The following is a 21,073-nucleotide window of genomic DNA, read 5'->3' on the forward strand; positions in this document are numbered from 1 at the left end:
ATCGGGCTAACAAGCGCGCCAATTAACCGATACACTTCAACCCATGCAGTACAACATCCACAATAAAAAGCGAGGGAAATATGGCAGTTAACGTGAATGTAAAAATCGAAAAATCGTTCAAAGTGGCTTGCAGTGCCAAAAAGGCGTTTGACCAGTTGGCGGATGTTGCGGACACCGTTTCCCTGTTTCCCAAGCTGGACAAAATTGTGGATCTTGGCGATGCCGTGTGGCGCTGGGAAATGGCGAAGATTGGCGCAGCAGGTATTTCGCACCAGGTTAAGTATGCTGTGAAGTACACCAACGATGGCGCATCCAAAATTGACTGGAACCCTGTTCCAGGCGAAGGCAATGCCACCGTATCGGGCGGCTGGGTCATTAAAGAAGACAGCCCCAAGGCATGTACAATTTCGTTCCGCTCGACTGGTGAGTTCGAAATGCCAGTGCCTCGCCTGATGAAAGGAATTGCAGAAGGTATTGTGAAATCGGAATTTGACGCGCAGGTTGGTACCTTCCTTGATCGCGTAAAAGCCAAACTGGAATCTTGAACACAACAACAAGGGAGCCCCACTGAGGGCTCCAAAGCGCTTTAGGAGACGCAATGCCCTGGATGATTTACGGTGCCAATGGTTACACCGGTGAAATGATTGCATGTGAAGCCGCCAAACGCGGCATGCGCCCCATTTTGGCAGGCCGCAATGAAGCGGCGGTAACAGCCCTGGCCAATCAATTGAGTTTGCCCAGCCGGGGTTTCTCGCTGAGTGACGAGGCTGAAATTCTGGAAGGCTTGAATGAAGTCGACCTGGTGCTGCACTGCGCGGGTCCGTTTTCAGAAACCGCCGAGCCCATGATGATGGCTTGCCTTCAGACCAAAACACACTACCTTGACATTACCGGTGAAATTTCAGTGTTCGAACTGGCCCAGTCGCTAAGCGGCAAGGCGCGCAAACAGAAAATTGTGTTGTGCCCCGGCGTGGGTTTTGATGTGATTCCAACAGATTGCGTTGCTGCCCGCCTACATGAAACACTGCCCGATGCCACACATTTGGCCTTGGGTTTTGATTCCAGAAGTGGTTTGTCAGCAGGTACCGCCAAAACCACCGTGGAGGCCATGAAACTGGGTGGCCGCGTGCGTGAAGGCGGTGAAATCAAGGCCGTGGGCTTGGGCTACAGCACCCGAGAAATCAATTTTGGCAATGGCACCAAGTTTGCAGTCACGATTCCTTGGGGCGATGTATCTACCGCATTCCATAGCACCGGCATTCGTAACATCGAGGTGTACATTCCCTCCTCGCCAAAATCAGTGCGCATGATGCGCGCCGCTAACCTGGCACGCCCAATTCTTGGCATGTCGCTTGTACAGGGAATTCTGAAAAAACAAGCTGCAAAGGTTGAAGGCCCGAATGAGGAACAACGTGCAAAAATGCCTGCGTATGTTTGGGGTGAAGCCACCAATGCCGAAGGCAAGAAGGTAGTCGCGCGCGTTAAAACCGCCAACGGTTATTCGCTGACGGTGATGGGATCATTGGCAGTGGCCAGCTTTATTTTGATGGAAAAGAATGTGGCTGGTGGTGCCTACACGCCATCGAAATTGATGGGCAGTGATTTGGTAGAGCGTCTCGACGGGTGCGGAAAAATTCAAATTTTTGAACAGTAATTCAAGCCAATTGATTCTTCATACGCTCAGCGCGTGCAGCTGGCGCCGGGTGAGTTGACAACCAACCGGCGCTGGATCCTTCAGATATCTTTGCCAACTTTTCCAAAGCGCTTACCGTGGCCTTGGAGTTGTAGCTGCGGCGTTTCATAAACGCCATGGCGTAGTCATCTGCTTCATTTTCGTTGCCCTGCGAGTGCTGGGCACGAATGACTTTCTCGAACAAATCACCCAACTGAGAATCGGCCAAGGCGGACACATTGCCACCGGTGGCTGAGGCAGCTTCCCGGAGTGCACTGGTTCGTATCGCAGTTTGAATTCGTGCCTTGGTGTGCCCCGCTTTCACGTGACCAATTTCATGGCCAATCACGTAACGCACCTCATCGTCAGTCATCAAATCCAGCAAGCCACTGTAAACTCGAATCGTGCCATTGGCCATTGCAAAGGCATTGACTTCCGGTGTTTCATAGACCTTGAAATTCAGCTTCAATCCGTCTTCAGTTTCAAGACCTTTGACCAGCGTTTGAAGACGTTTTCCATACGCGGATTTTTCATCCGCAATTTTGTTCTGCTTGTCGTACTGAACAGTCATTTGGTCGAAATATGCGTTCAGCTCATCATCGGAAATACTGGCCGACTTGGCCAGACCGGCACCTGCATTCAGCATTTTGCCAAAGTCGAGCGCCAAAGCTGTGGGAGCCAAAGAAGACATGCCGGCAGCCAAAGCGGTCAGCTTGATAAAATCGCGTTTGTTCATAAAAGTTTCTCGGGTGTCAGCAACAGTTGAAAGTCGATGACCTTACGGGAAATCAATGAGAGTGAACAAACTCAATTACAGTGAGTGACACTGATCGGTACCATCATAAAAAATCCCCTCGGAGCAAGTCGCCTCGAGGGGATCTCATCAAATGGAACAACGCAATTTATTTCTGGAATTCTTCGCGTTGAATTTTCCAGGTGCCGCTGGCTTTGGACAAAGTCAGCACTTTAATGCCCGAGTCCTTGTAACGGTTGGATGAATAGTCCTGCTTAAACTTGACCGTGGCCAAGGCTTCGGACTGCACATCAATTTGAACATCGGACACAGTTACCGAAATTGATTCCTTGTCAGACAAACGCGCGCGGCGCTGACTTTCCCAAGCACTGCGAGACTTTTTACCATGCTCAAAGGTGTCCGCGTAGAAACCCAAATAACCTTGAACGTCTTTGGAAGACCATGCGGCTGCCCAATTGCTTAACATGTCGTTGATCGTTGCAGCATCGCCCACATCGGCACCAACAGCCAGGCTGGGCTCAGGTGCCATCACTTCGCCAGCGCTGGCTTCAGGTGCAACAACTGCAGAAGCATCCACTACCGGTGCTTCGGCTGAAGCCTCAGCCACCGGGGGAGGCGGAGGCGTCAATGGCGCAAGACGAACCACTTTCTGGTCTTTAAAATAAACTGCGTAAGGCACGAACTCTTCATTGGCGCCCTGCCCTTTTTTCAAGATGTAGTCCCAGCGATCATCTTGATCCTTTTCACTTAGCATGGGCATGCCCAATCGGTTTTGCACTTGAAGCGGCGACATGCCCAGCTTGATTCGGGCCAAATCAATGTTGGTGATGAATTCGCGTGGGCCGACATGTTCAAAGTCAGAATCAAGATATTCGGGGATGTCTTTGACGCCTGTAATTGATCCGCAAGCGGCCAGAACAGTGACGGAAAGCGCCAAGGCCGCAGTTTTGATAAAACGAGAAGTGCCGATGCGATCAAATGTACTCAAAGTTGTCTCCCTTTGATGTGTATTGTGTGAAAGTCGTTTGATAATAAAGGAATGCAGCAAGCCTACTCTAGATGCAGGCTTGAAAATCGAATGTCTACGCGCATCTTAACCAATGCCACTCTGTTTGGTAAACACCCGTATACATTTGGATTGCGCTTACAATGCCAGTACCCAATGTTTACGATAGCAATTCGTGATCAATAAAAATCAATTATAGATATTGACTATTGCAATTCACGTGCAACACACAGGATTAAAACTATGAACACCACCAACATTGGCAGCGGCGTGGCCGCTTGGACTTTGGTTCGAGAACTTCGCAAAGCCGACCCGGAAGCAGAAATTCGCCTGATCACAGCCGACAGCGGCGACTTTTATTCCAAACCCATGTTGAGCAATGCATTGGCCAGCGGAAAAACGGCAGAAACCCTGGTGATGACGCCCGCTGCAAAATTTGCTGAGCAACAAAAAGTTGAACTGGTGGCCAACACCACGGTGAACTCAGTGGATGCCGCTGCGCGCAAGTTAAGCAGCAGTGCGGGCGAATTCAGCTATGACAACCTGGTATTGGCCTTGGGCGCAGACACCCTCAAACTGCCCATTGAAGGCGATGGAGCCGCCGACGTTATCAGCGTGAACGATCTGAATGATTACGCTGAATTCAGAAAACTGTTGGACGGCAAGCAAGAAGTAGCCGTGTTGGGTGCCGGTTTGATTGGTTGTGAATTCGCCAATGATTTGCTGAAGGCCAACATTCACACCACCGTGTTTGATCTGGCTGATCGCCCCTTGGCGCGACTGCTGCCCGAGCAAGCCAGCACATTCATGCAAAACAAGCTGGCGGAAAAAGGCGTGAGCTGGAAGCTGGGCCGCACGGTCAGCAACATTGCAAAATCGGGCGCAAGCTACACATTGACCGATTCCACCGGTGAAACCACACAGGCCGATTTGGTGCTGTCTGCAGTGGGATTGAAGCCACGTATCGATTTGGCTGCCAAAACAGGATTGAATGTGGCGCGTGGTGTGGTGGTGAACAGCCTTGGCCAAACCAGCAACGAACACATTTACGCGCTTGGCGATTGCGCCGAATACCTGGGCAAGTTTGTGTTGCCCTACATTATGCCGGTGATGCAAGCCGCCCGTGCCATGGCACAAACCCTGGCTGGCAAGCCGACCGACATCAAATTCCCCGCCATGCCGGTGAGCATTAAAACGCCCGATTGCCCCGCTGTGGTCAACCCACCCCTGCCCGAGCATGAAGGTGAATGGGAAATTACAGCCGATGAGAATGGCGTGAAAGCCTTGTTCAAGGGCAAGGATGGCGCACTGCTGGGCATGGCCTTGCTGGGTGAGGCCAGCAAAGAACGCCAAGCTTTAACCCCCCAACTGCCTGCGATGATCTAAAATTGCGGCAACGTTAAACCTATTGAATTGGAAACCGAATGGCCCAGTACGTCTACAGCATGAACCGCGTGGGGAAAATTGTTCCCCCCAAGCGCCAGATCTTGAAAAACATTTCGCTGAGCTTTTTCCCCGGCGCAAAAATTGGTGTGCTGGGCTTGAACGGCTCTGGCAAATCCACCCTGCTTAAAATTATGGCGGGTGTGGACAAAGACATTGAAGGCGAAGCAGTGCCCATGCCCAATTTGAACATTGGGTACTTGAGCCAGGAACCGGAACTGAACCCCGAGCACACGGTGCGCCAAGCAGTTGAAGAAGGCTTGGGTGAACTGGGCATGGCTCAGCAAAAGCTGGAAGAAATTTACGCTGCCTATGCAGACCCTGACGCTGACTTTGACAAACTGGCTGAAGAACAGGCCAAGTGGGAAGCGGTTATTTCAGCCGCAGGCAACGATGCAGAGCACCTGATGGAAATTGCAGCCGATTCACTGCGCCTGCCACCTTGGGAAGCCAACGTAGCCAACTTGTCGGGCGGTGAAAAGCGCCGCGTGGCCCTGTGTCGCCTGCTGATGAGCAAACCCGACATGTTGCTGCTCGACGAACCCACCAACCACCTGGATGCGGAATCGGTGCATTGGCTGGAACAGTTCCTTCACAAATTCCCTGGCACCGTGGTCGCTGTAACCCACGATCGCTACTTTTTGGACAACGCTGCCGAATGGATTCTGGAACTGGACCGTGGATCTGGCATTCCATGGAAAGGCAACTACAGTTCATGGCTTGACCAGAAACAGGATCGCCTGAAGCAGGAAGAAAGCAGCGAAAGCGCGCGCCAAAAAGCGCTGAAAAAAGAACTGGAATGGGTTCGCCAAAACCCAAAGGGTCGCCAGGCCAAATCCAAAGCGCGTATTGCACGCTTTGAAGAATTGTCGAGCCATGAATACCAAAAACGCAATGAAACACAGGAAATTTTCATTCCCGTGGCAGAGCGTTTGGGCAACGAAGTATTTGAGTTTGAGAACGTGAGCAAAGCCTTTGGCGATCGCTTGCTGATCGATAACCTCAGCTTTAAAGTACCACCCGGCGCAATTGTTGGTGTAATTGGCCCCAACGGTGCGGGTAAATCCACGCGGTTCAAAAGGCTGGCAGGCACTGAACAGCCTACCAGCGGCACCATCAAGATTGGTTCTACCGTTCGCATGGCCGTGGTGGACCAAACCCGTGACTCTTTGCCCAACGACAAAACTGTGTTCGACGGCGTGGCTGAAGGTTCCGATGTGCTGACAGTGGGCAAGTTCGAAATGCCCTCACGTGCCTACCTGGGCCGCTTTAACTTCAAGGGTGGCGATCAGCAAAAGTTGATCGGCAATTTGTCGGGCGGTGAACGTGGACGCTTGCACTTGGCCAAAACACTGATTTCCGGCGGCAACGTGTTGCTGCTGGACGAACCCTCGAACGACCTGGACGTTGAAACACTGCGTTCGCTGGAAGACGCGCTGCTGGAATTTGCGGGCACTGTGCTGGTGACATCGCACGACCGCTGGTTCCTGGACCGCATTGCCACGCACATTCTTTCCTGTGAAGGCGATTCACAGTGGGTGTTCTTTGATGGCAACTTCCAGGAATACGAAGCTGACAAAATCAAGCGACTGGGTGAAGAAGGTGCGCGCCCGAAGCGAGTGCGTTACAAGCCTTTGAAGTGAGTGTTTTGGGGTTGATGTAGTTTAGAAAAACCGAACCTTGGGTGACTGGGGTTCGGTTTTTTTATTGGTGGGTTGGGGGGTGTTTGTGCTGAGTAGTGAGAAACTCTAACTTTTGCGTAGCAGGCGTAACGTATTGAGTGTGCTGGTTACTGCACTGGTTAAGGCTTTTGCTTCCAAAATTTTTCCTCTGCTTCATTAACAAATTTCTCGTAGAACTTTAACCCTAGCTCAGCAATTGCGACAGGGTGATGAGAAGTAACTGGTTGATCTAGATGTGACGTCGGGGGGTTATACCAGTGGCCCGAATTTTTTACACGCACGACCTCGACAGTGGGGGGATGGTCTGTAACGACCATTGGATCTCCCTCGTAGCTGATAACCGCACCACCACGCATTTCCATGTGCTTTATAAAACCACCCTTTGGATTTAAGAAGTTCATAGTCCTGTAACCCGACTTTACCTTCGCTACTTCTTGAATAGAGTGGTTATCAGCATCACGAGCTTGCTTTAAATAACGAAGTAACATGTCTTTTTTTCTTAGTCAAGAAAACCTCCCTTGCCATGGTTGAAACTCGTTCCTTACGGGCTGACACCCTCTTTCAGTTTTGTTCCATGCCTTTTCCAAACAGTTTAAAAAATCACGCCACTCCTCATCGAAGACTTCGAATGATGTCGCAGTCTTCATATTGCTTAAAGCACGCTTTGCTGACTCTATTTCTCTCTTTGCTGCATCTAGTGACAAAAGCTACTTCCTATTGGTTTTAATGTTTGAGCTCAGCGGAGCCCCTCATTGCCATTCATTACAGCAAATTATTAGGGGGTGTTACGTACTGAATTCACATAGTCTGCCCTTTTGTCATGGCACTGCCTTATCAACTTTCCGATCAGTTCTGACATCTCCTCGAGTAGAGGTGCTTTACCTACGAGGCTGAAGACAGGGCTAGAAATTACTCCATTCTCTCGATCTAACTTCGTTGGATGATGAGTTATTTCAGCATGAGCCAGCGCTTTGTTCCTGAGCTCCTTACATGTCTCATGAATGTCGAGCTGATCTCGCGATAGGGGTGAAAAGTCCGATAGCTCTAACCTGCTCGCAGCGGCGGAGTTCGGATTTCTTTCATTATTGGTGAACGGCCGGTAGTAACAGACTATTGCCGATAACACCAATGCTTCATGCACCAGGCCGCCGTACTGATGATTTCTTGCTTCCTTGATAAACGCCTCTGCCCTCTCAAAATCCCTGAGTGCGATAGAAAAGCGATTGAATTTTGCCTCGTCAATCATAGCTGGTTCCAACGCGTAATCTGAGGAGCGTTTTATGGAATACCTGTTCTCGGGAATAAAAAATGGGGCACAAGGGAAACGTCTCAGTTACCGCCTTGTTTAATTCCACCCCAGCCTCGCAATAAACTCAGACGGTTCGAGTATGCACCGATCTTCAATATATCCACTCAATCCAAAGAGGCGTGGACCGTTGCGGAACTTGAACAAGCGGTACAGGTAGTACCTCGATGCATTGTCTCGCGAAAACTGAAGTTCATTTGGCGTAACGAAGAATGGCGTGTTTTTTCCATACTTCGTAGTTTTTGCTTCGATGTACCGATCTGTGCCGTTTTCCTCGAAAGACTTGATGTCAAAACCAGCAGATGGTCCAACTGTGATCGAGATTTGCTCGATACGGTCAGCAAGTGAATCCTTACCGGCCTTGATCAGGCGAGCACGCTCAAAATTAAGAACGAACTGCTCGCCTGCTTCCCCGAGAGATTGGTTTCTAGCCTCGCGCTCCAAGTAGTTAGCACCACCGGGGTTGTAGATGGCTCGCGGCTCTGAAATGGTAGGTGTTTTTCGATCTTCCGGTTTGGGTGGCTCGTCCCAGGCCGCCAAGAAGTCTTCCACGCTTGGAATAGCGGGCGTTACCTCCGAATCTGCAGCAAACAGGCGCTGAAGCTCTGGATTAGCCTTGAGGTAATCAGCCACCACCGCAGGCAACAGTGAGCGCTGATAGTTGGACCGGGGCTTGTAGCCGTCGATGTATGGAATACCCATCTCGATCAAGACGGCACTGATGTTCTGATGCTTTAATTCAATTGAGCCATTGGAGCGATTATTTAGCTGCTCCATCAAGGCGCGCCGATGCCCGGTTTTGTTGTATTTATTCCCCGTCAACTCAAGACGAAGCATGTAGAAATAGTCAGCAACTGCTGCTTCGACCTCAGAACCCGACCAGTTGTTAGTCATGATAGTAGTGAAATGTTACGCCCATCTTGAGGCTCGTTTGAGGTAATGCTTGATTTTGCGATTTTAAAGGTGGACAGCAAATCAAGAGTCGGTTGCAATATGTTGTCAGGCACCGGCAACCACCTGATCATTAAAGGCTTTTCCACAACGCACGATAGCATTTTTGACCTCTAAGACGCCCTCTAGCAATTCCCGGAGCCTATACACGGGAAAACTTTGACCGTTGTATTCAAATGCGCCGATACGAATTCCAACGTATGGTTCCTCGATACCCACATGAAACGAATGACGAACGAGCATCCGGTGTTTAGAGGTATTTATAAAGGCTGAAACGTAACCGAACCAATACGATACGGCCAGTTTCTCAAGCTCTTGCTTTAGAGGTGAAGCTGGAATTTTCTGGATAACACGGCTGACATCACAACGATGCTCGGGAATTTCACCATTGAGAAGCATTGCGTTTACAAGAAAAGCGAAAACATCGAACATTGCCCGTGTGGAATGGACAACTCCCAGGATGTGAGCTTCGCTAGCAACCTTCGCCAAGTGGTATTCATCTTGCTGAGACGATACGCCGAATACAATCTCGAGATTCTTTCTGCTTCGGGGATTTTCGGCGTCTCCGATTCCATTCATGACATCTCGAGCTCCTTCAAGATGGAACAGAAAAATTTGGGTGTAACGATCAATGGAGTGGACAATATCGAGCAGCACTGCACTATCCGACCGCGAGCCCCGGATGTATTCACGAAGCTGCTTCAAATTCCATTGCGGCTTCACTTAAGTGCCTAACGTTGGAGGTAAGGTGCCGGTACCCAAAAGCGCAGCTTTTCGGCTGTCCCCTTAACCGAGAGGTTATGTTTAAATAAGGCGCTCAAGCTTTGCTGAAACAATACCAAGGGCAATACTGGCGACCGCGCTAAAAAACAGCTTTATGAAAACAGACCGCTTTCTTTCAGAAAATTGCTCAATCAAATTCGAGTCGCCTTTATTGAGTTTGAGGTAGGACAGTATCGGATAGCTATCAATTGCTTCCTCTATCATGCCTCCGATCGCCCCCATAAGTGGGACAAGTATCAATGCTCCACTACCGTATACAACGAAGAACCTAGCCCCGACTTCCGTTGTGGCTGTAGCCGAAAAGTGTGCCGGGATAGATTGAAGCGCAAACCAAGCCAGTAAACCTCCGGCAATTAGCTTTGATATGCCCGGAGCAAAGTGAGACCACCTGCGTAGAACATTGAGCCAATTGATCGGTGGTGTCTTTCTGCATCCCCCCACCCACTCGTCGACTGCCTCAAGAAAGCCCCGGGCAATCACATAGTCGGAATAGTCAACGGTTACTTCAGCGGTGTTAAGCGCGACGATACCGACAAGGTGCGGCCTGACAAAAGATGGGGCCTCCCGTTCTACTTGTTCAAGCATCGCAACTCGAGATGTCAATCGAACAGTTACTGCATATTCTTGAGGCCGCTCTCGACCAGCAGGAATTATGGAGAAGTTGTATTTCAGAACTAGGGTTACTGTCGGGCTGGCTGTATTTGAGTTATACGCCCTGAATCTTTCAAATGACGTGAACTGCTCTTTCCGTTCCTTCTCATGAAAAACGGAGACGACTTCATTAGATGCAACGATGTTGTGCACATCGCAAAGTTGTTTTATTTTGTGGTGGAGCTGTTCGATCTCTGAAAACTCGACAAGCAAATTTTCAGAGTATCTTTTCTTAATTTGCTCTGTTCTGCCTGTGACTTGATGGTAAATGTCTTGGTAAGTTTTTAGCGATACAGGGGCAGAAGCTTCTCCAATTTTTATAACCTCGATATTTCCATCACCGCTATTTGGGTGCTCGATTATTCCACTCACTGAAGTGCTCCTAATCTTGGTTTAGACATAACGCCCGCGTAATAGGCGCGAGCTTGCGAGCGTCCGAATTGACGCGTTTGTTAACTGCATTATTCCGCCGTTACCACTTTACGTCGAAAAGAAGGCACGCCTTCATAATCGAAATCATCGTCAAATAATTCATCGATACGATTTTTGATCACAACATAGTCTTCTCGCGCTCTGCCGCGCGCATAACATTGTCCATTGTTCTCGATTTGTTCCGCCAAATAAATGAGTGAGTCGCGGTCGAATAGGCCGATGTATTTTGGTATTGCTACCTGAAATCTAGTATCTGCTTGATCAAAGCTATAACTAACTGAATAGTATGCTGTCACGATTCGGCAGAATTTTTTCTGCCATTCCTCTGTGTCAGATATTTCTAAAAGAGCGTCGAATTGGCCTGTAGTGAAATTAGGGTGTTCTCCACCTTTTATCCATTCTTCCACATCGTTTCCATGTGCACCTAAATCGGCTTTTATAAACCAGCCCACAGTCTTACCCACGTCAACATTATTTATGCAATGATCAATTTTTAAACGCGCATCCTCGCTTAACAAAGGGTAAATCTGATGGTTATTCGAAAGGTAAAAGACTAAGTAAGATAGTGGCATTCCAGTTGATGCGATATTGCTGTAATAGTCATTGTCACCCTGAACTTCATTGGGGATTGAAGCTATATTCCGATTGGACAAAACCTCCAAAGCATGAAGATTGATTATTCGGTTCTTTTCGCATTCCTCGTTATCTAATTTGAAAACGAGCTTCCACAAAGATCGAAATATACTTATTTCTACAGACCGTGTGGTTCTACTTAGATACCTACTTTCAATATATTTTTTTACTTTTTTTCTATCATTAAGAACGTCAGAAGACTCAGCGAGATCTTCCAATAGCTCCTTCATTATTCGCTGCGTATAAAATGGCGGCTTAATTAGCAGCCCTTCCAAAGTATTTCTCAGGAGAGATCGCACAGTTTCTTTATTTGGTGAATGAAGCTCCCGCTCAGAATTGAGAACTGGATGCGCAGAAAGATGTCTTTGTTTCTGAAGGTAACGCAGATCTTCATACTCGGAAGAATCTAGCAAGTAAGTTTTATCATGAACCTCATCAAGAAGCTTTATTTCCCATGCTGATGACTTGTAGTCCTCATTTTGGATTGTAGTAACTTCTCGAAGAATTTCCTTTGCCGCTGCATCGTCGTATAAATCTATCAAGTTCTGAAGTTTGTAAACGATGTCGCATATAGCTACTGACCACAGCATAACCACAGCGGATCGGTAGTTGCCGTTATTGTACGAGGACAATACCTCTTGAAAGTAGCCCTTTGTTTTACCGTAATGGATTTGCTCTGAAATCCTTTCTAGAGAAAACTCTTGCATTCTTATGTTCCGATTCCTGTATAGCAGTTAACGTTGAAGGGAACGAGCAGCCGGAGCTGCGCAGCAGCTGAGGGAACCCAAAGCGCAGCTTTGGGCTGTCACGTTGACCGAAAGGTTAGAGCTCTGCATGAATTACAGAGAACGCTTTATCTCCCCGCTTATAACCCTGGCGAGGTCCAGCGAAGTGTTGCGGTAAGACGATTAATGATCGCATCTCGCTGACGTGAAAAATCTTCCAGCCAACAAATTCACCAGACCCACTACCGCCAGCGACTTGATAGGCTCGGAGAGCCTCATGTCCCTTACCGTCAACACCAAGTGTATGTGGCTCTACGGTGCGACTATAGCCATCATAAACGAAGGCAATAAGATTTCTATTTTGAATCGCTGCGGGTATTTGCATTAATAGCTCTAACGTTTGATATGAGAGGCTCGACCCGGCTTGCCGGGGCGAGTCCTCTCGATGGAAGGGTTAGGCCGCACCTTCGACATGGGCAGTGAGGCCTTCGACTAAGAATTGCAACTCGGAGGGAAAGCACTGAACTACAGCTTCGTTGCTCGGCGCACCGAGTGCGACCCATAGCGCGCCGAGCTCGGTTTGTTCTTTCAACGTGTAGTTTTCGTAGAGCTCGTAGTGATAGCGTGCGCGCTCGAATACAAATTGCCACCACTCCAGCTTCTCTTCGAGATTCGACAGGTCTGCGTGGCCGGGCATCCTTGCCGACGCTACCTCTAGAACCTTCTTTCGCACGTGACCGGGAAGGCCTAGCCACAGCTTCTTGTAGTTGTGCGAATTCTTCGGTTCTTGGCCAGAGAGAAGGAGTGCGCACTTCAACAGAATCTCAAATCCAAGGATTCGGAGAATTGCCTGCGAGTCGGATCGCGTGTCGAGAGAGCGCGCAAGAACGTCCGCATCGTGCAGCCGATCCTGGGCTTCGTGAAACATGCGATTAACTTGGTCGTTCATGTGCAGCCTAACGTTTGACATGAGGGGAGGTCGAGGGCGATAGCCCTTGGACGTCCGCATCAATGGAAGGGTTAGGCATCACCGCACTCTGTACTTGAAGCTGTGACCGTATCGGCCCATCTGGGTGCCGGCAAAGAATTGATTGCCGACATTGAATAGACGAGGAAGCTGGAGTAACTCGCCGTTTGCGGCTTCCTGCTCATAGAGATGCAGTACCGCAACGAACAGACCCCCAACTGCGTTAAGGCAGTTCTTCAGCGTGGCGCGCTCAAAGTACTGGTCGCGCTGATGCTTTACCTTGTTGTGATCTGACCACCAAAGTGGAGGTTGATTTGCTGTCCAGCTAATCCACGGCTGATGAGTTACGCCATAGCGCGGAAGCTGAGTCTCGAAGTTGATGAAGTTTGGGCAATTCGCACTCACCTCCGCGTGATACATGCCGATGGACGACGCAGCACTGTTTGGATTGAAGCGCTTACACAGAAGCTTCAGAACAACATCGACCTCGGCGCTAGCACCGAGTAGGAGGCGGGCAATCTCAAGCGAGTAGGCGTCATCGTTTCCTGAAAAATCGACATACCTAGATAAACGATCCAGATCCTCTTCTAAGGCGAGGAAATAGTTCCAATGTGCAAAAGCCGCGGCGCGATGAATTGTCACGATCTCTCCTGTGATGCCTAACGTGAAGGTGACCGGCACGTTGCGGCAAGGCGCCGCGAGGTGCAGGATATCCAACGGCGCCTCGCGGCGCCTTGCCGTAACGTGTCCGAGTCGACCGTTCTGTTAGACCGCATCGGCGTCCTGGAAGTAGAAAGCATGACCTGTTGCTGTGAAGAAGAACAAGTCGAGGAACGACGTCCGCCGAATCCATTCAGTGGACAGCTCCGGAGGGGCACCCAGGTTATTGCGTGCGTACTCCGCCGTCCTCCACTGCGATCCGACCTTCGCGTGTGCTCTCCTCTCAGCCTCCTCCTCTGAAGAGGCACGGACCAAACGCGTCGTGTAGAAGCCAATGAGGTCCTGTCCCGAGGCTTGGCTGGGCATGCGGATTCCGGTTCCATGGAGCATGACGCGGTAGTAAGGCATCGGGTTTCTGTGCGGTCTAACGTTGAAGGTAAGGGGCGCGTAGCCAGCTTGCTAGCGGAGCGTCCCGCTTGACCGCCATGTTAGGGGAATGGCTCACATTGCCAGTGATAGTGGCCGGGATAACGGGATTTGTTGTGGCGTTTGTTTTGCTCATGTCAGTCCGAGCCAGAACGTTAAGGCGGCGGAAATTACTGCTGCGAGGACGGTTATGGCGATAGTGCCTAAAGGCTTTTGCCACCAAGCCAGTTCCTCGATGCGGTCGTTTAGAGCAAATAGCACACGATCCCAACGTTGTATGAATTGTGGGTTGTTTGATGTCGGGGTTGAGCGGAGTAGAACATCACGCTCTTTACGAGCTGATGCCACTGGCATTTTTTCAAGCCCGCCGCTTTTAACGATGGATTCAATGCGCTCAAATTCGGATATGTCGCTCATTGATTCCCCTAACTAGTTTTATCGAACAATAACGGCGATATCCATTTATCCGAACATCACTCCTAGAAGCTCCCCAACCAACTGAGCCCTTTGCACATCGCGACGACCAGGAGATAAACTGTACAAATCAACAGTCTAACCAAAGCCCAAAACTCGCCGCGTTTGCTTAATCAATTGCGTACTACGATTCGCTCTAGACACTTTTCCTGTACAGCCGAAGAAGCTTACGTGTACCGGGTTTTGTTTTGCACTCATTTTCCCAACCCACCATGGCTACCGCAGGCCGGTGCCAAAGCCAATAAAGGTATTCGGGATGCAATTTCAATAGTTTCAAAATGTAAATTAATTGGTATGCAACAGCAAGCAAGCTGATCCGTTCACCCTATTTCTTGGGAAGTAAGCAATGCCCAAAGGCCCGCCCAGCCTCGTTGTACGCAACAAGGCAACACGCGCCACCCTGCATTTGCGGGGTAAGCATGCAAAACTGCACCAGGCATGCTCAATAAAATCCAATAATTTTATTGCGCATAAATACGCGTGTAAGAATAAAAAAATATGCTAATAAGCGTTTATACGCGTTTTACAACATCACATTGACTGAAAATATTCAAATTATTACAATACGCTTAATAGCGCGTATAAAATACAATACATTAATTAAAACGCGCAATAACACGTTTTGGGAATAATATAAATTGACTCAAAAAACGCTAGCAGAACTGGAAACCGCTTTGGGCGAAAACCTGAAACAGCTTCGCCTTAGCCGAAACACCGACCAACGCACACTGGCTGAACAAGCCGGTGTCAGTACCCGTGCGCTGCAAAGCCTGGAAAACGGGGAAGGTTCATCATTGCAAACACTGGTGAAGGTTGTTCGCGCCTTGGGGCGTGAAAGCTGGTTCGACACCATTGCACCTGTTGCCACCATTAACCCCATGGCCATGGTGGCCAAAGCAGCACCTCGCCAGCGCGCAAGGCGCAAGGTGAGTAAGCCATGAATATCAAGAAGAAAACTGCCCGCACAAGAAGCACGGCTTATCAACGCGTGGATCGTGTTGAGGTATTTCTTTGGGGCAAACAAGTGGGCGCGGTAGCGCTAGACCCTGTGTATGGCTACTACGCCTTCGCCTACGCACCTGCCTTTCTGAAAACCGGCATTGAACCTGCCCCACTGCAAATGCCTTTGAACAACGGCGATCCGTATTTGTTCACCGACCTGCCGGTGGAAACCTACAAACGGTTGCCTGCCATGCTGGCCGATGCCCTGCCCGATGATTTTGGCAATGCATTGATTGACCGTTACATGGCCGAGCGGGGTTTGTCTAAAAGTGACATCACTGCACTTGATCGCTTGGCCTACATGGGTAACCGCGCCATGGGTGCGCTCACATTCAAACCAAGCCGCGGGCCTTCAAAGCGTGTGGCCACATCAATTGAATTGAGTCACCTGGTAGAACACGCCAGAAAAGCGGTTACCGGTCAGTTTGACGACGATGAAGATGAATACACCAACGCAGCCTTGCGCAGCATTATTGATGTGGGCACTTCAGCGGGTGGAGCCCGTGCCAAAGCGGTAATTGCCTGGAACCGGAACACTCACGAAATTCGTTCCGGACAAGTGGATACACCGCCAGGGTTCGAACACTGGCTACTGAAATTCGACGGCATGGGCAAAGACAACGAACTGGGTGCATCAGGTGGCTATGGCCGAATTGAATATGCCTATTATTTGATGGCCAAGGCAGCAAACATTGGCATTTCAGAATGCCGCTTGCTTGAAGAAAACAGCCGTGCACACTTCATGACACGCCGTTTTGACCGGGCTGCAAACAATGTGCGGCATCACATCCAAACGCTGTGCGCATTCAACCACCTGGACTACAAAAAGAAAGGCACGAATGCTTACGCGCAATTATTCGAATGCATTGTGAAACTGCAACTTCCTTATGAACAAAAGGAGGAAGCATTTCGACGCATGGTATTCAATGTAATGGGAAGAAACTGCGATGATCACAGCAAGAATTTTTCGTTTTTGCTGAAGGAAGGATCAAGTTGGGAACTGGCACCAGCCTACGACATTACCTTTGCACACAACCCTGAGGGTGAATGGACTCACCAACACTTGATGTCGGTGAATGGAAAATTCAAGAATTTCGCAGAGGTTGATTTGCTGGAAGAGGCGGAGCGCTTTGCAATAGGTTCCGCACCCAGAGTTATTCGAGAAGTTCGCCAAGCCATTGAACGCTGGCCTGAATTCGCATCGCTGGCGGGGGTACCACCTGCGCAGGCAAAAAAAATTAACGAGCAGCTACTGATTCTGTAGCTCCACCAACAGTTAGTTGTCTTTTTTGTTTTTTGTTTTGGTGTACAAGTTTTCTGCCCATTGTGCGCTTGCTTTAGCCGCAGGGGCTTTGCTCTTCCCTACCCTGCGCGCCAACACCACGGCAATGACCAGCACCACAAAAGGCCCCAACCACAGCACTGCATTTTCCATGCTGTAGGCAGGTTTGTAGATTACAAATTCGCCATAGCGGTCTTGCATGTAGCTTTTGATTTCTTCGTTGGTTTTGCCAGCGCGAATTTGCTCAGCAATTTTTTCTTTCAAGTCCACTGCGAGAGAAGCATGCGAATCCGCCAGCGACTGGTTTTGGCAGACCAGGCAACGAAGCTCGCTGGCCACTTCTTTGTACTGTTCTTTCTCAACTGCATTCAGGTCGTTCACATTCATCGGGAAGCCTCGATGGCGGGCAGTGCCATGCTGTCAAAGTAATCGGCTGGTATGGGGCCTACCTGCTTGTGAATAATGGTGTTGTTGGCGCTCATCAAAAAAGTTTCGGGCACGCCATACACGCCCAATTCAATGCCGTACTGGCCTTGCTGGTCTACCAGAATCAAATCGTAGGGGTTGCCGTATTGCGCCAGCCACCGGCGGGTGTTGGCCAAGTCGTCTTTGTAAGCCAAACCCACCAGCTTTATTTTTTTCTGTTTGGCCAAGGCAATAAAGTGCGGGTGCTCTGCCAAACAAGCCTGGCACCACGATGCAAACACATTCAGCACCCATGGCTGGCCTTTTAGGGCATCAATGTTTTGCAGTGTTTGAATGTCGGCAATTTGCACCGCACCCGCCTCAGGCCCGTTAAAGCTGAGCACAGGCAACACCACAGCTGGTGCAGGTTTGCCAATCAAGGCCGAGGGTAATTTCTTAGGGTCAAGCCACAAACCGCGCAGCAAAAAAACACCCAGAAACAACAAAACCAGAATGGGCAAATAGAGGCGCAAGCGTTTTTTGATCATGCTGCCACCGCATTTTTTCTTGGCCGGTAGCGGCGATCAAACACGGTGACCAAACCACCCAGTGCCATTAGCGCACAGCCCCACCAAATCAGGTTGATCAAGGGTTTGTAATACAGCCGCACACCCCAGGCACCTGCGTTGGTGCTGCTTTGAACTGCGTCCCCTAAACCCACATACACATCGGAGAACCAATCGCTGTGAATGGCTGCTTCGGTCATGATTTGTTCGGAACTTTGATAACGGCGCTTCTCGGGTTCCAGCAAATGAATCAAGGTACCGTCGCCACGCGTCAATTCAAACACCCCCAGTGCAGCAACATGGTTTTGCCGCTGCACTGAATCAACGCCGATGAAGGTGACACGCCATGGGCCAATTTCAGAAGTTTCTCCGGGCTTTAGCACGGCATCGGTTTCCGTCTCGAAGGTTTTTACCCAGCTAACGCCCACCACAAATACGGCCACACCCAAATGCGCAAGCACCATGCCCCAGTAGGAAAGTGACAAACGGCGCATGCGATAAAGCAAACCACTTTCAGGCGCAGCGGCACCTGCTTTGCGCGTGGCCGCTGCCGCATGTGCAAGCGTGGCCACTGCCCTGAACACAGCACACACAACACCGGTGGCCCACAACAAGCTGAATTGCGCATTGAACAATGCCGCGCCCAGCAAAACCAGCACCGCGACAAACAATGCAACAACGCCTGGCTTTACGTATTGTGCAAGGCGGGTTTCGCGCCAGCGTGAATCGGGGCCCAAGGCCATGAGCAACACGGCAGGCAACAAGATGGGGGCGAACATGGCCTCAAAATAAGGTTGCCCCACCGACATTTTTCGCCCACCAATTACTTCAACCACCAAGGGGTAAAGTGTGCCCAACATCACGGCCACAAGTGCTGCGCTCATCAACACGTTATTCGACAACAACAGCGATTCACGCCCGGTGGCCTTGAAGTTGCCACCCTGCCCCACCTCGCCTGTTTTAAGCGCATACAAAATGTAGGAAGAACCTACAACGATGAACAACAAGGCAAGAATGAACACACCGCGCTCGGGGTCAGTTGCAAATGCATGTACCGATGTAAGCACACCGGAGCGAACCAGGAATGTACCCAACAGGGACAAGGCAAAAGTGGTGAGTGCCAGCAGCAATGTCCAGCTGCGCAGCGCACCGCGTTTTTCAGACACGGCCAGCGAGTGGATTAGTGCCGTACCTGCCAACCATGGCATCAGGGATGCGTTTTCGACCGGGTCCCAAAACCACCAGCTACCCCAACCCAATTCCCGATAAGCCCACCAGCTGCCCAAGGCAATGCCCATGGTCAGGAAGGCCCAGGCCACATTGGTCCAGGGGCGGCTCCAGCGGGCCCAGGTCATATCGAAACGACCCTCGAGTAAACCGGCCACTGCGAATGCAAAGGTAACCGCAAAGCCCACATAGCCCATGTACAACAAAGGCGGGTGAATGATCATGCCAATGTCTTGCAGCAGCGGGTTCAAATCCCGACCATCAATGGGTGTGGGGTACAGGAATTCAAATGGGTTGCTGGCAATTAACAGGTAAAGTAAAAACCCCACCAACACCAATTGCAAAGTTGCCAACACGCGCACTTTGAAACAGGCCGACACCTCAAATTTGGCCCAGGCCACGGCTTGGGTCCAACCTGCAAACATGAGTACCCACAACAGGAATGAGCCCTCGTGCGAGCCCCAACTGGCAGCCACCTTGTAAAACACAGGCAAGGTCAAATTTGAATTTTCAGCCACATTGCGAACTGAAAAGTCGCTGATAACGAAGGAATAAACAAGACCCAAAAAAGCAGTACCCACCAGCCCGGAAACCAGCAACACATTGCGTTGAATCGATTTCAACAAAGGCACTGCCGGGGCATGGTTGTACACACCGCGCACGGCTGCAAAACCGGCCACTGCACCGAACAAGGCCAACACTGTGGCCAAGGCAAGGCTAAATTGCGAGATAAGCGCGATCACTCTTGCACCCCTGGCGGCATGTAGTCTTCATCGTGTTTGGCCAGCACTTCACTGGCCACAAACGTTGTGCCATCCCATTGGCCATCGGCCACCACACCAGTGCCCTCTTTGAACAAATCAGGAACAATGCCATTGAATTCAACTGGCACCTTGTTATTCAAGTCGCTGACTACAAAACGTACTTTCAATGAGTCGGCCTCGCGTTGAACGCTACCCGTTTCAACCATGCCGCCCAAGCGATACGTTTTCTCGCCCTTGGGCACATCGCCGCTAAGTATTTGGGTGGGGGTGTAGAAGAAAACCAGGTTGTCGTTGAACACTTTGACCAAGGCAATGCCAAAACCCAAAGCCACCACCACAATGGCTGCCAGCCAGGCGGCCCTGTGTGCGCGTGCGTTACTCATTGCCTGCCCCCTTGCCAACTGCTGCCATTCGATTGGCGCGCTTTTGTTCACGAACCAAGTCGGTTTTGCTGGGGCCAGCACGACCGGCCAACAATCCATCCAGACCCAAAACCAACAGGCTTAAAACCACACAAACCCAAATTGTTTGCCATGCATCAAGATTCATTGCTTTTGCCTTTTACCCGTTAAAGCCAACGCCGTTGTACCAACAAACGCCGCGCACGGTTCAACACCGTGCTGGCACAAATCAACCAGAAGCCCAACACGCTAAGCCACATGCCCATGGCAATGTCGGGGTGAATTCGGTTGCCGCTCATCGACACGCTGTAGCCCTGATGAAGCGTATTCCAGAAAACCACTGAGAGGTAAATCAGTGGAATATTGACTGCGCCAATCAACAAGCCCACTGCCAGCACGCGATCGGCCTTGGCGGGGTTGGTGGTCAATTGGCCCAGGGCAATCAGGCCCAGGTAAATAAACAGCAGCAAGAGCTCGGAAGTCATTCTTGCATCCCAAACCCAGTAGGTGCCCCAGGTCGGTTTGCCCCAAAGCGCGCCGGTGATCAAGGCCAAGGCCGTCATCCAGGCACCGGTGGGCAGTAGTGCCCGCATCATGACAGCGGACACATCGCTGCGGTACACCCAATTCATGCCCGCGTACCCACAGGCCACCAGGTACAGGAACATTGACATCCAGGCGGCAGGAACATGCACGTAAATAGCGCGGTAAACCTCGCCCTGCTGCACATCCACTGGCGCGAGAAAAAGCCCCGTGTACAAACCAAAACCCAGCAACAGCCCACCGGCAGCGAGCAGCCACACCCAAAGCCAACTGGCCAAGGCGTGAAATTTGGGGGGTGAAGCCAACTGTGCAAACATC

24 protein-coding genes are annotated in these 21,073 nt (G+C 50.4%); 6 read left to right on the forward strand and 18 right to left on the reverse strand.

The genetic code is table 11. The features are described 5' to 3' along the window. Positions 1-80: 80 nt before the first annotated feature. The gene (locus P0D43_RS12695) at positions 81-545 is read left to right on the forward strand and encodes an SRPBCC family protein (RefSeq protein WP_159571228.1); all 465 of its coding nucleotides are present in this window, start codon (positions 81-83) and stop codon (positions 543-545) included. A gap of 53 nt (positions 546-598) precedes the next feature. Next, positions 599-1,654: a saccharopine dehydrogenase family protein gene (locus tag P0D43_RS12700; RefSeq protein WP_394672570.1), complete on the forward strand. Its 1,056-nt coding sequence runs from the start codon at positions 599-601 to the stop codon at positions 1,652-1,654. Between the two features lies 1 nt (position 1,655). Here P0D43_RS12700 and P0D43_RS12705 read toward each other — a convergent pair whose 3' ends face one another. Both P0D43_RS12705 and bamE read right to left on the reverse strand, forming a co-directional pair. Then, a complete protein-coding gene (locus P0D43_RS12705; RefSeq protein ID WP_341237008.1) occupies positions 1,656-2,408 on the reverse strand; it encodes a M48 family metallopeptidase in 753 nt (250 codons plus the stop codon). A gap of 166 nt (positions 2,409-2,574) precedes the next feature. Beyond that, a complete protein-coding gene (gene bamE, locus P0D43_RS12710; protein ID WP_341237009.1) occupies positions 2,575-3,414 on the reverse strand; it encodes an outer membrane protein assembly factor BamE in 840 nt (279 codons plus the stop codon). Positions 3,415-3,675: 261 nt separating this feature from the next. Here bamE and P0D43_RS12715 point away from each other — a divergent pair, with 261 nt between their 5' ends. Both P0D43_RS12715 and ettA read left to right on the forward strand, forming a co-directional pair. Continuing rightward, positions 3,676-4,818: an NAD(P)/FAD-dependent oxidoreductase gene (locus P0D43_RS12715; protein WP_394672571.1), complete on the forward strand. Its 1,143-nt coding sequence runs from the start codon at positions 3,676-3,678 to the stop codon at positions 4,816-4,818. 38 nt (positions 4,819-4,856) lie between these two features. Then, positions 4,857-6,518, forward strand: a complete 1,662-nt coding sequence (gene ettA / locus P0D43_RS12720) for an energy-dependent translational throttle protein EttA (RefSeq protein WP_394672572.1) — start codon at positions 4,857-4,859, stop codon at positions 6,516-6,518. 158 nt (positions 6,519-6,676) lie between these two features. On the opposite strand, the gene P0D43_RS12725 is transcribed toward ettA, so the two are convergent. The 10 genes from P0D43_RS12725 to P0D43_RS12770 all read right to left on the reverse strand — a co-directional run bounded on the left by P0D43_RS12725 (position 6,677) and on the right by P0D43_RS12770 (position 14,508). Beyond that, entirely contained in the window at positions 6,677-7,045 is a 369-nt protein-coding gene (locus tag P0D43_RS12725) for a hypothetical protein (protein WP_394672573.1), read from the reverse strand. A 287-nt stretch (positions 7,046-7,332) separates the two neighbouring features. After that, complete coding sequence (locus tag P0D43_RS12730) at positions 7,333-7,803, reverse strand: hypothetical protein (RefSeq protein WP_394672574.1); 471 nt, start codon at positions 7,801-7,803, stop codon at positions 7,333-7,335. A 99-nt stretch (positions 7,804-7,902) separates the two neighbouring features. Next, positions 7,903-8,757, reverse strand: coding sequence for a DUF3883 domain-containing protein (locus P0D43_RS12735; protein WP_394672575.1), 855 nt, complete (start codon positions 8,755-8,757; stop codon positions 7,903-7,905). A 105-nt stretch (positions 8,758-8,862) separates the two neighbouring features. Then, positions 8,863-9,537, reverse strand: a complete 675-nt coding sequence (locus P0D43_RS12740; RefSeq protein ID WP_394672576.1) for a hypothetical protein — start codon at positions 9,535-9,537, stop codon at positions 8,863-8,865. An 81-nt stretch (positions 9,538-9,618) separates the two neighbouring features. Further along, positions 9,619-10,620 (reverse strand): hypothetical protein, encoded by a 1,002-nt coding sequence (locus P0D43_RS12745; protein ID WP_394672577.1) that lies wholly within the window; start codon positions 10,618-10,620, stop codon positions 9,619-9,621. Positions 10,621-10,709: 89 nt separating this feature from the next. After that, positions 10,710-12,020: a hypothetical protein gene (locus P0D43_RS12750; protein ID WP_394672578.1), complete on the reverse strand. Its 1,311-nt coding sequence runs from the start codon at positions 12,018-12,020 to the stop codon at positions 10,710-10,712. 472 nt (positions 12,021-12,492) lie between these two features. After that, a complete protein-coding gene (locus tag P0D43_RS12755) occupies positions 12,493-12,987 on the reverse strand; it encodes a hypothetical protein (RefSeq protein WP_394672579.1) in 495 nt (164 codons plus the stop codon). A gap of 78 nt (positions 12,988-13,065) precedes the next feature. Then, positions 13,066-13,722, reverse strand: a complete 657-nt coding sequence (locus P0D43_RS12760; protein ID WP_394672580.1) for a hypothetical protein — start codon at positions 13,720-13,722, stop codon at positions 13,066-13,068. A 48-nt stretch (positions 13,723-13,770) separates the two neighbouring features. Then, positions 13,771-14,031 (reverse strand): hypothetical protein, encoded by a 261-nt coding sequence (locus tag P0D43_RS12765; protein WP_394672581.1) that lies wholly within the window; start codon positions 14,029-14,031, stop codon positions 13,771-13,773. A 192-nt stretch (positions 14,032-14,223) separates the two neighbouring features. Next, entirely contained in the window at positions 14,224-14,508 is a 285-nt protein-coding gene (locus P0D43_RS12770) for a hypothetical protein (protein ID WP_394672582.1), read from the reverse strand. A 695-nt stretch (positions 14,509-15,203) separates the two neighbouring features. On the opposite strand from P0D43_RS12770, the gene P0D43_RS12775 reads away from it, so the two are divergent. After that, positions 15,204-15,506 (forward strand): helix-turn-helix domain-containing protein, encoded by a 303-nt coding sequence (locus tag P0D43_RS12775; protein ID WP_212746476.1) that lies wholly within the window; start codon positions 15,204-15,206, stop codon positions 15,504-15,506. Next, on the forward strand, positions 15,503-16,831 hold the full coding sequence (locus P0D43_RS12780; RefSeq protein ID WP_394672583.1) for a type II toxin-antitoxin system HipA family toxin: 1,329 nt from the start codon (positions 15,503-15,505) through the stop codon (positions 16,829-16,831). The genes P0D43_RS12775 and P0D43_RS12780 overlap by 4 nt, the downstream gene beginning before the upstream one ends. A gap of 12 nt (positions 16,832-16,843) precedes the next feature. Here the strand turns inward: P0D43_RS12780 and P0D43_RS12785 are convergent, their stop codons facing one another. From P0D43_RS12785 to ccmC, 6 genes are read right to left on the reverse strand one after another with little or no spacing between them, the layout of a single operon-like run. Beyond that, the gene (locus P0D43_RS12785; RefSeq protein WP_394672584.1) at positions 16,844-17,236 is read right to left on the reverse strand and encodes a cytochrome c-type biogenesis protein CcmH; all 393 of its coding nucleotides are present in this window, start codon (positions 17,234-17,236) and stop codon (positions 16,844-16,846) included. Beyond that, a complete protein-coding gene (locus P0D43_RS12790; protein ID WP_394672585.1) occupies positions 17,233-17,802 on the reverse strand; it encodes a DsbE family thiol:disulfide interchange protein in 570 nt (189 codons plus the stop codon). Before P0D43_RS12790 ends, P0D43_RS12785 begins: the two co-directional genes overlap by 4 nt. Continuing rightward, positions 17,799-19,790, reverse strand: coding sequence for a heme lyase CcmF/NrfE family subunit (locus P0D43_RS12795; protein ID WP_394672586.1), 1,992 nt, complete (start codon positions 19,788-19,790; stop codon positions 17,799-17,801). The genes P0D43_RS12790 and P0D43_RS12795 overlap by 4 nt, the downstream gene beginning before the upstream one ends. Next, positions 19,787-20,194 carry a cytochrome c maturation protein CcmE gene (ccmE, locus tag P0D43_RS12800; RefSeq protein WP_159571281.1) on the reverse strand — a complete coding sequence of 136 codons (408 nt, stop codon included), beginning with the start codon at positions 20,192-20,194 and terminating at the stop codon, positions 19,787-19,789. Before ccmE ends, P0D43_RS12795 begins: the two co-directional genes overlap by 4 nt. Beyond that, positions 20,187-20,360: a hypothetical protein gene (locus P0D43_RS12805; protein WP_341238211.1), complete on the reverse strand. Its 174-nt coding sequence runs from the start codon at positions 20,358-20,360 to the stop codon at positions 20,187-20,189. Before P0D43_RS12805 ends, ccmE begins: the two co-directional genes overlap by 8 nt. A 19-nt stretch (positions 20,361-20,379) precedes the next feature. Beyond that, positions 20,380-21,072 (reverse strand): heme ABC transporter permease CcmC, encoded by a 693-nt coding sequence (gene ccmC / locus P0D43_RS12810; RefSeq protein ID WP_394672587.1) that lies wholly within the window; start codon positions 21,070-21,072, stop codon positions 20,380-20,382. Position 21,073 lies beyond the last annotated feature (1 nt).

It is taken from the genome of Limnobacter sp. (assembly GCF_043511195.1).
Lineage (GTDB): Bacteria > Pseudomonadota > Gammaproteobacteria > Burkholderiales > Burkholderiaceae_B > Limnobacter.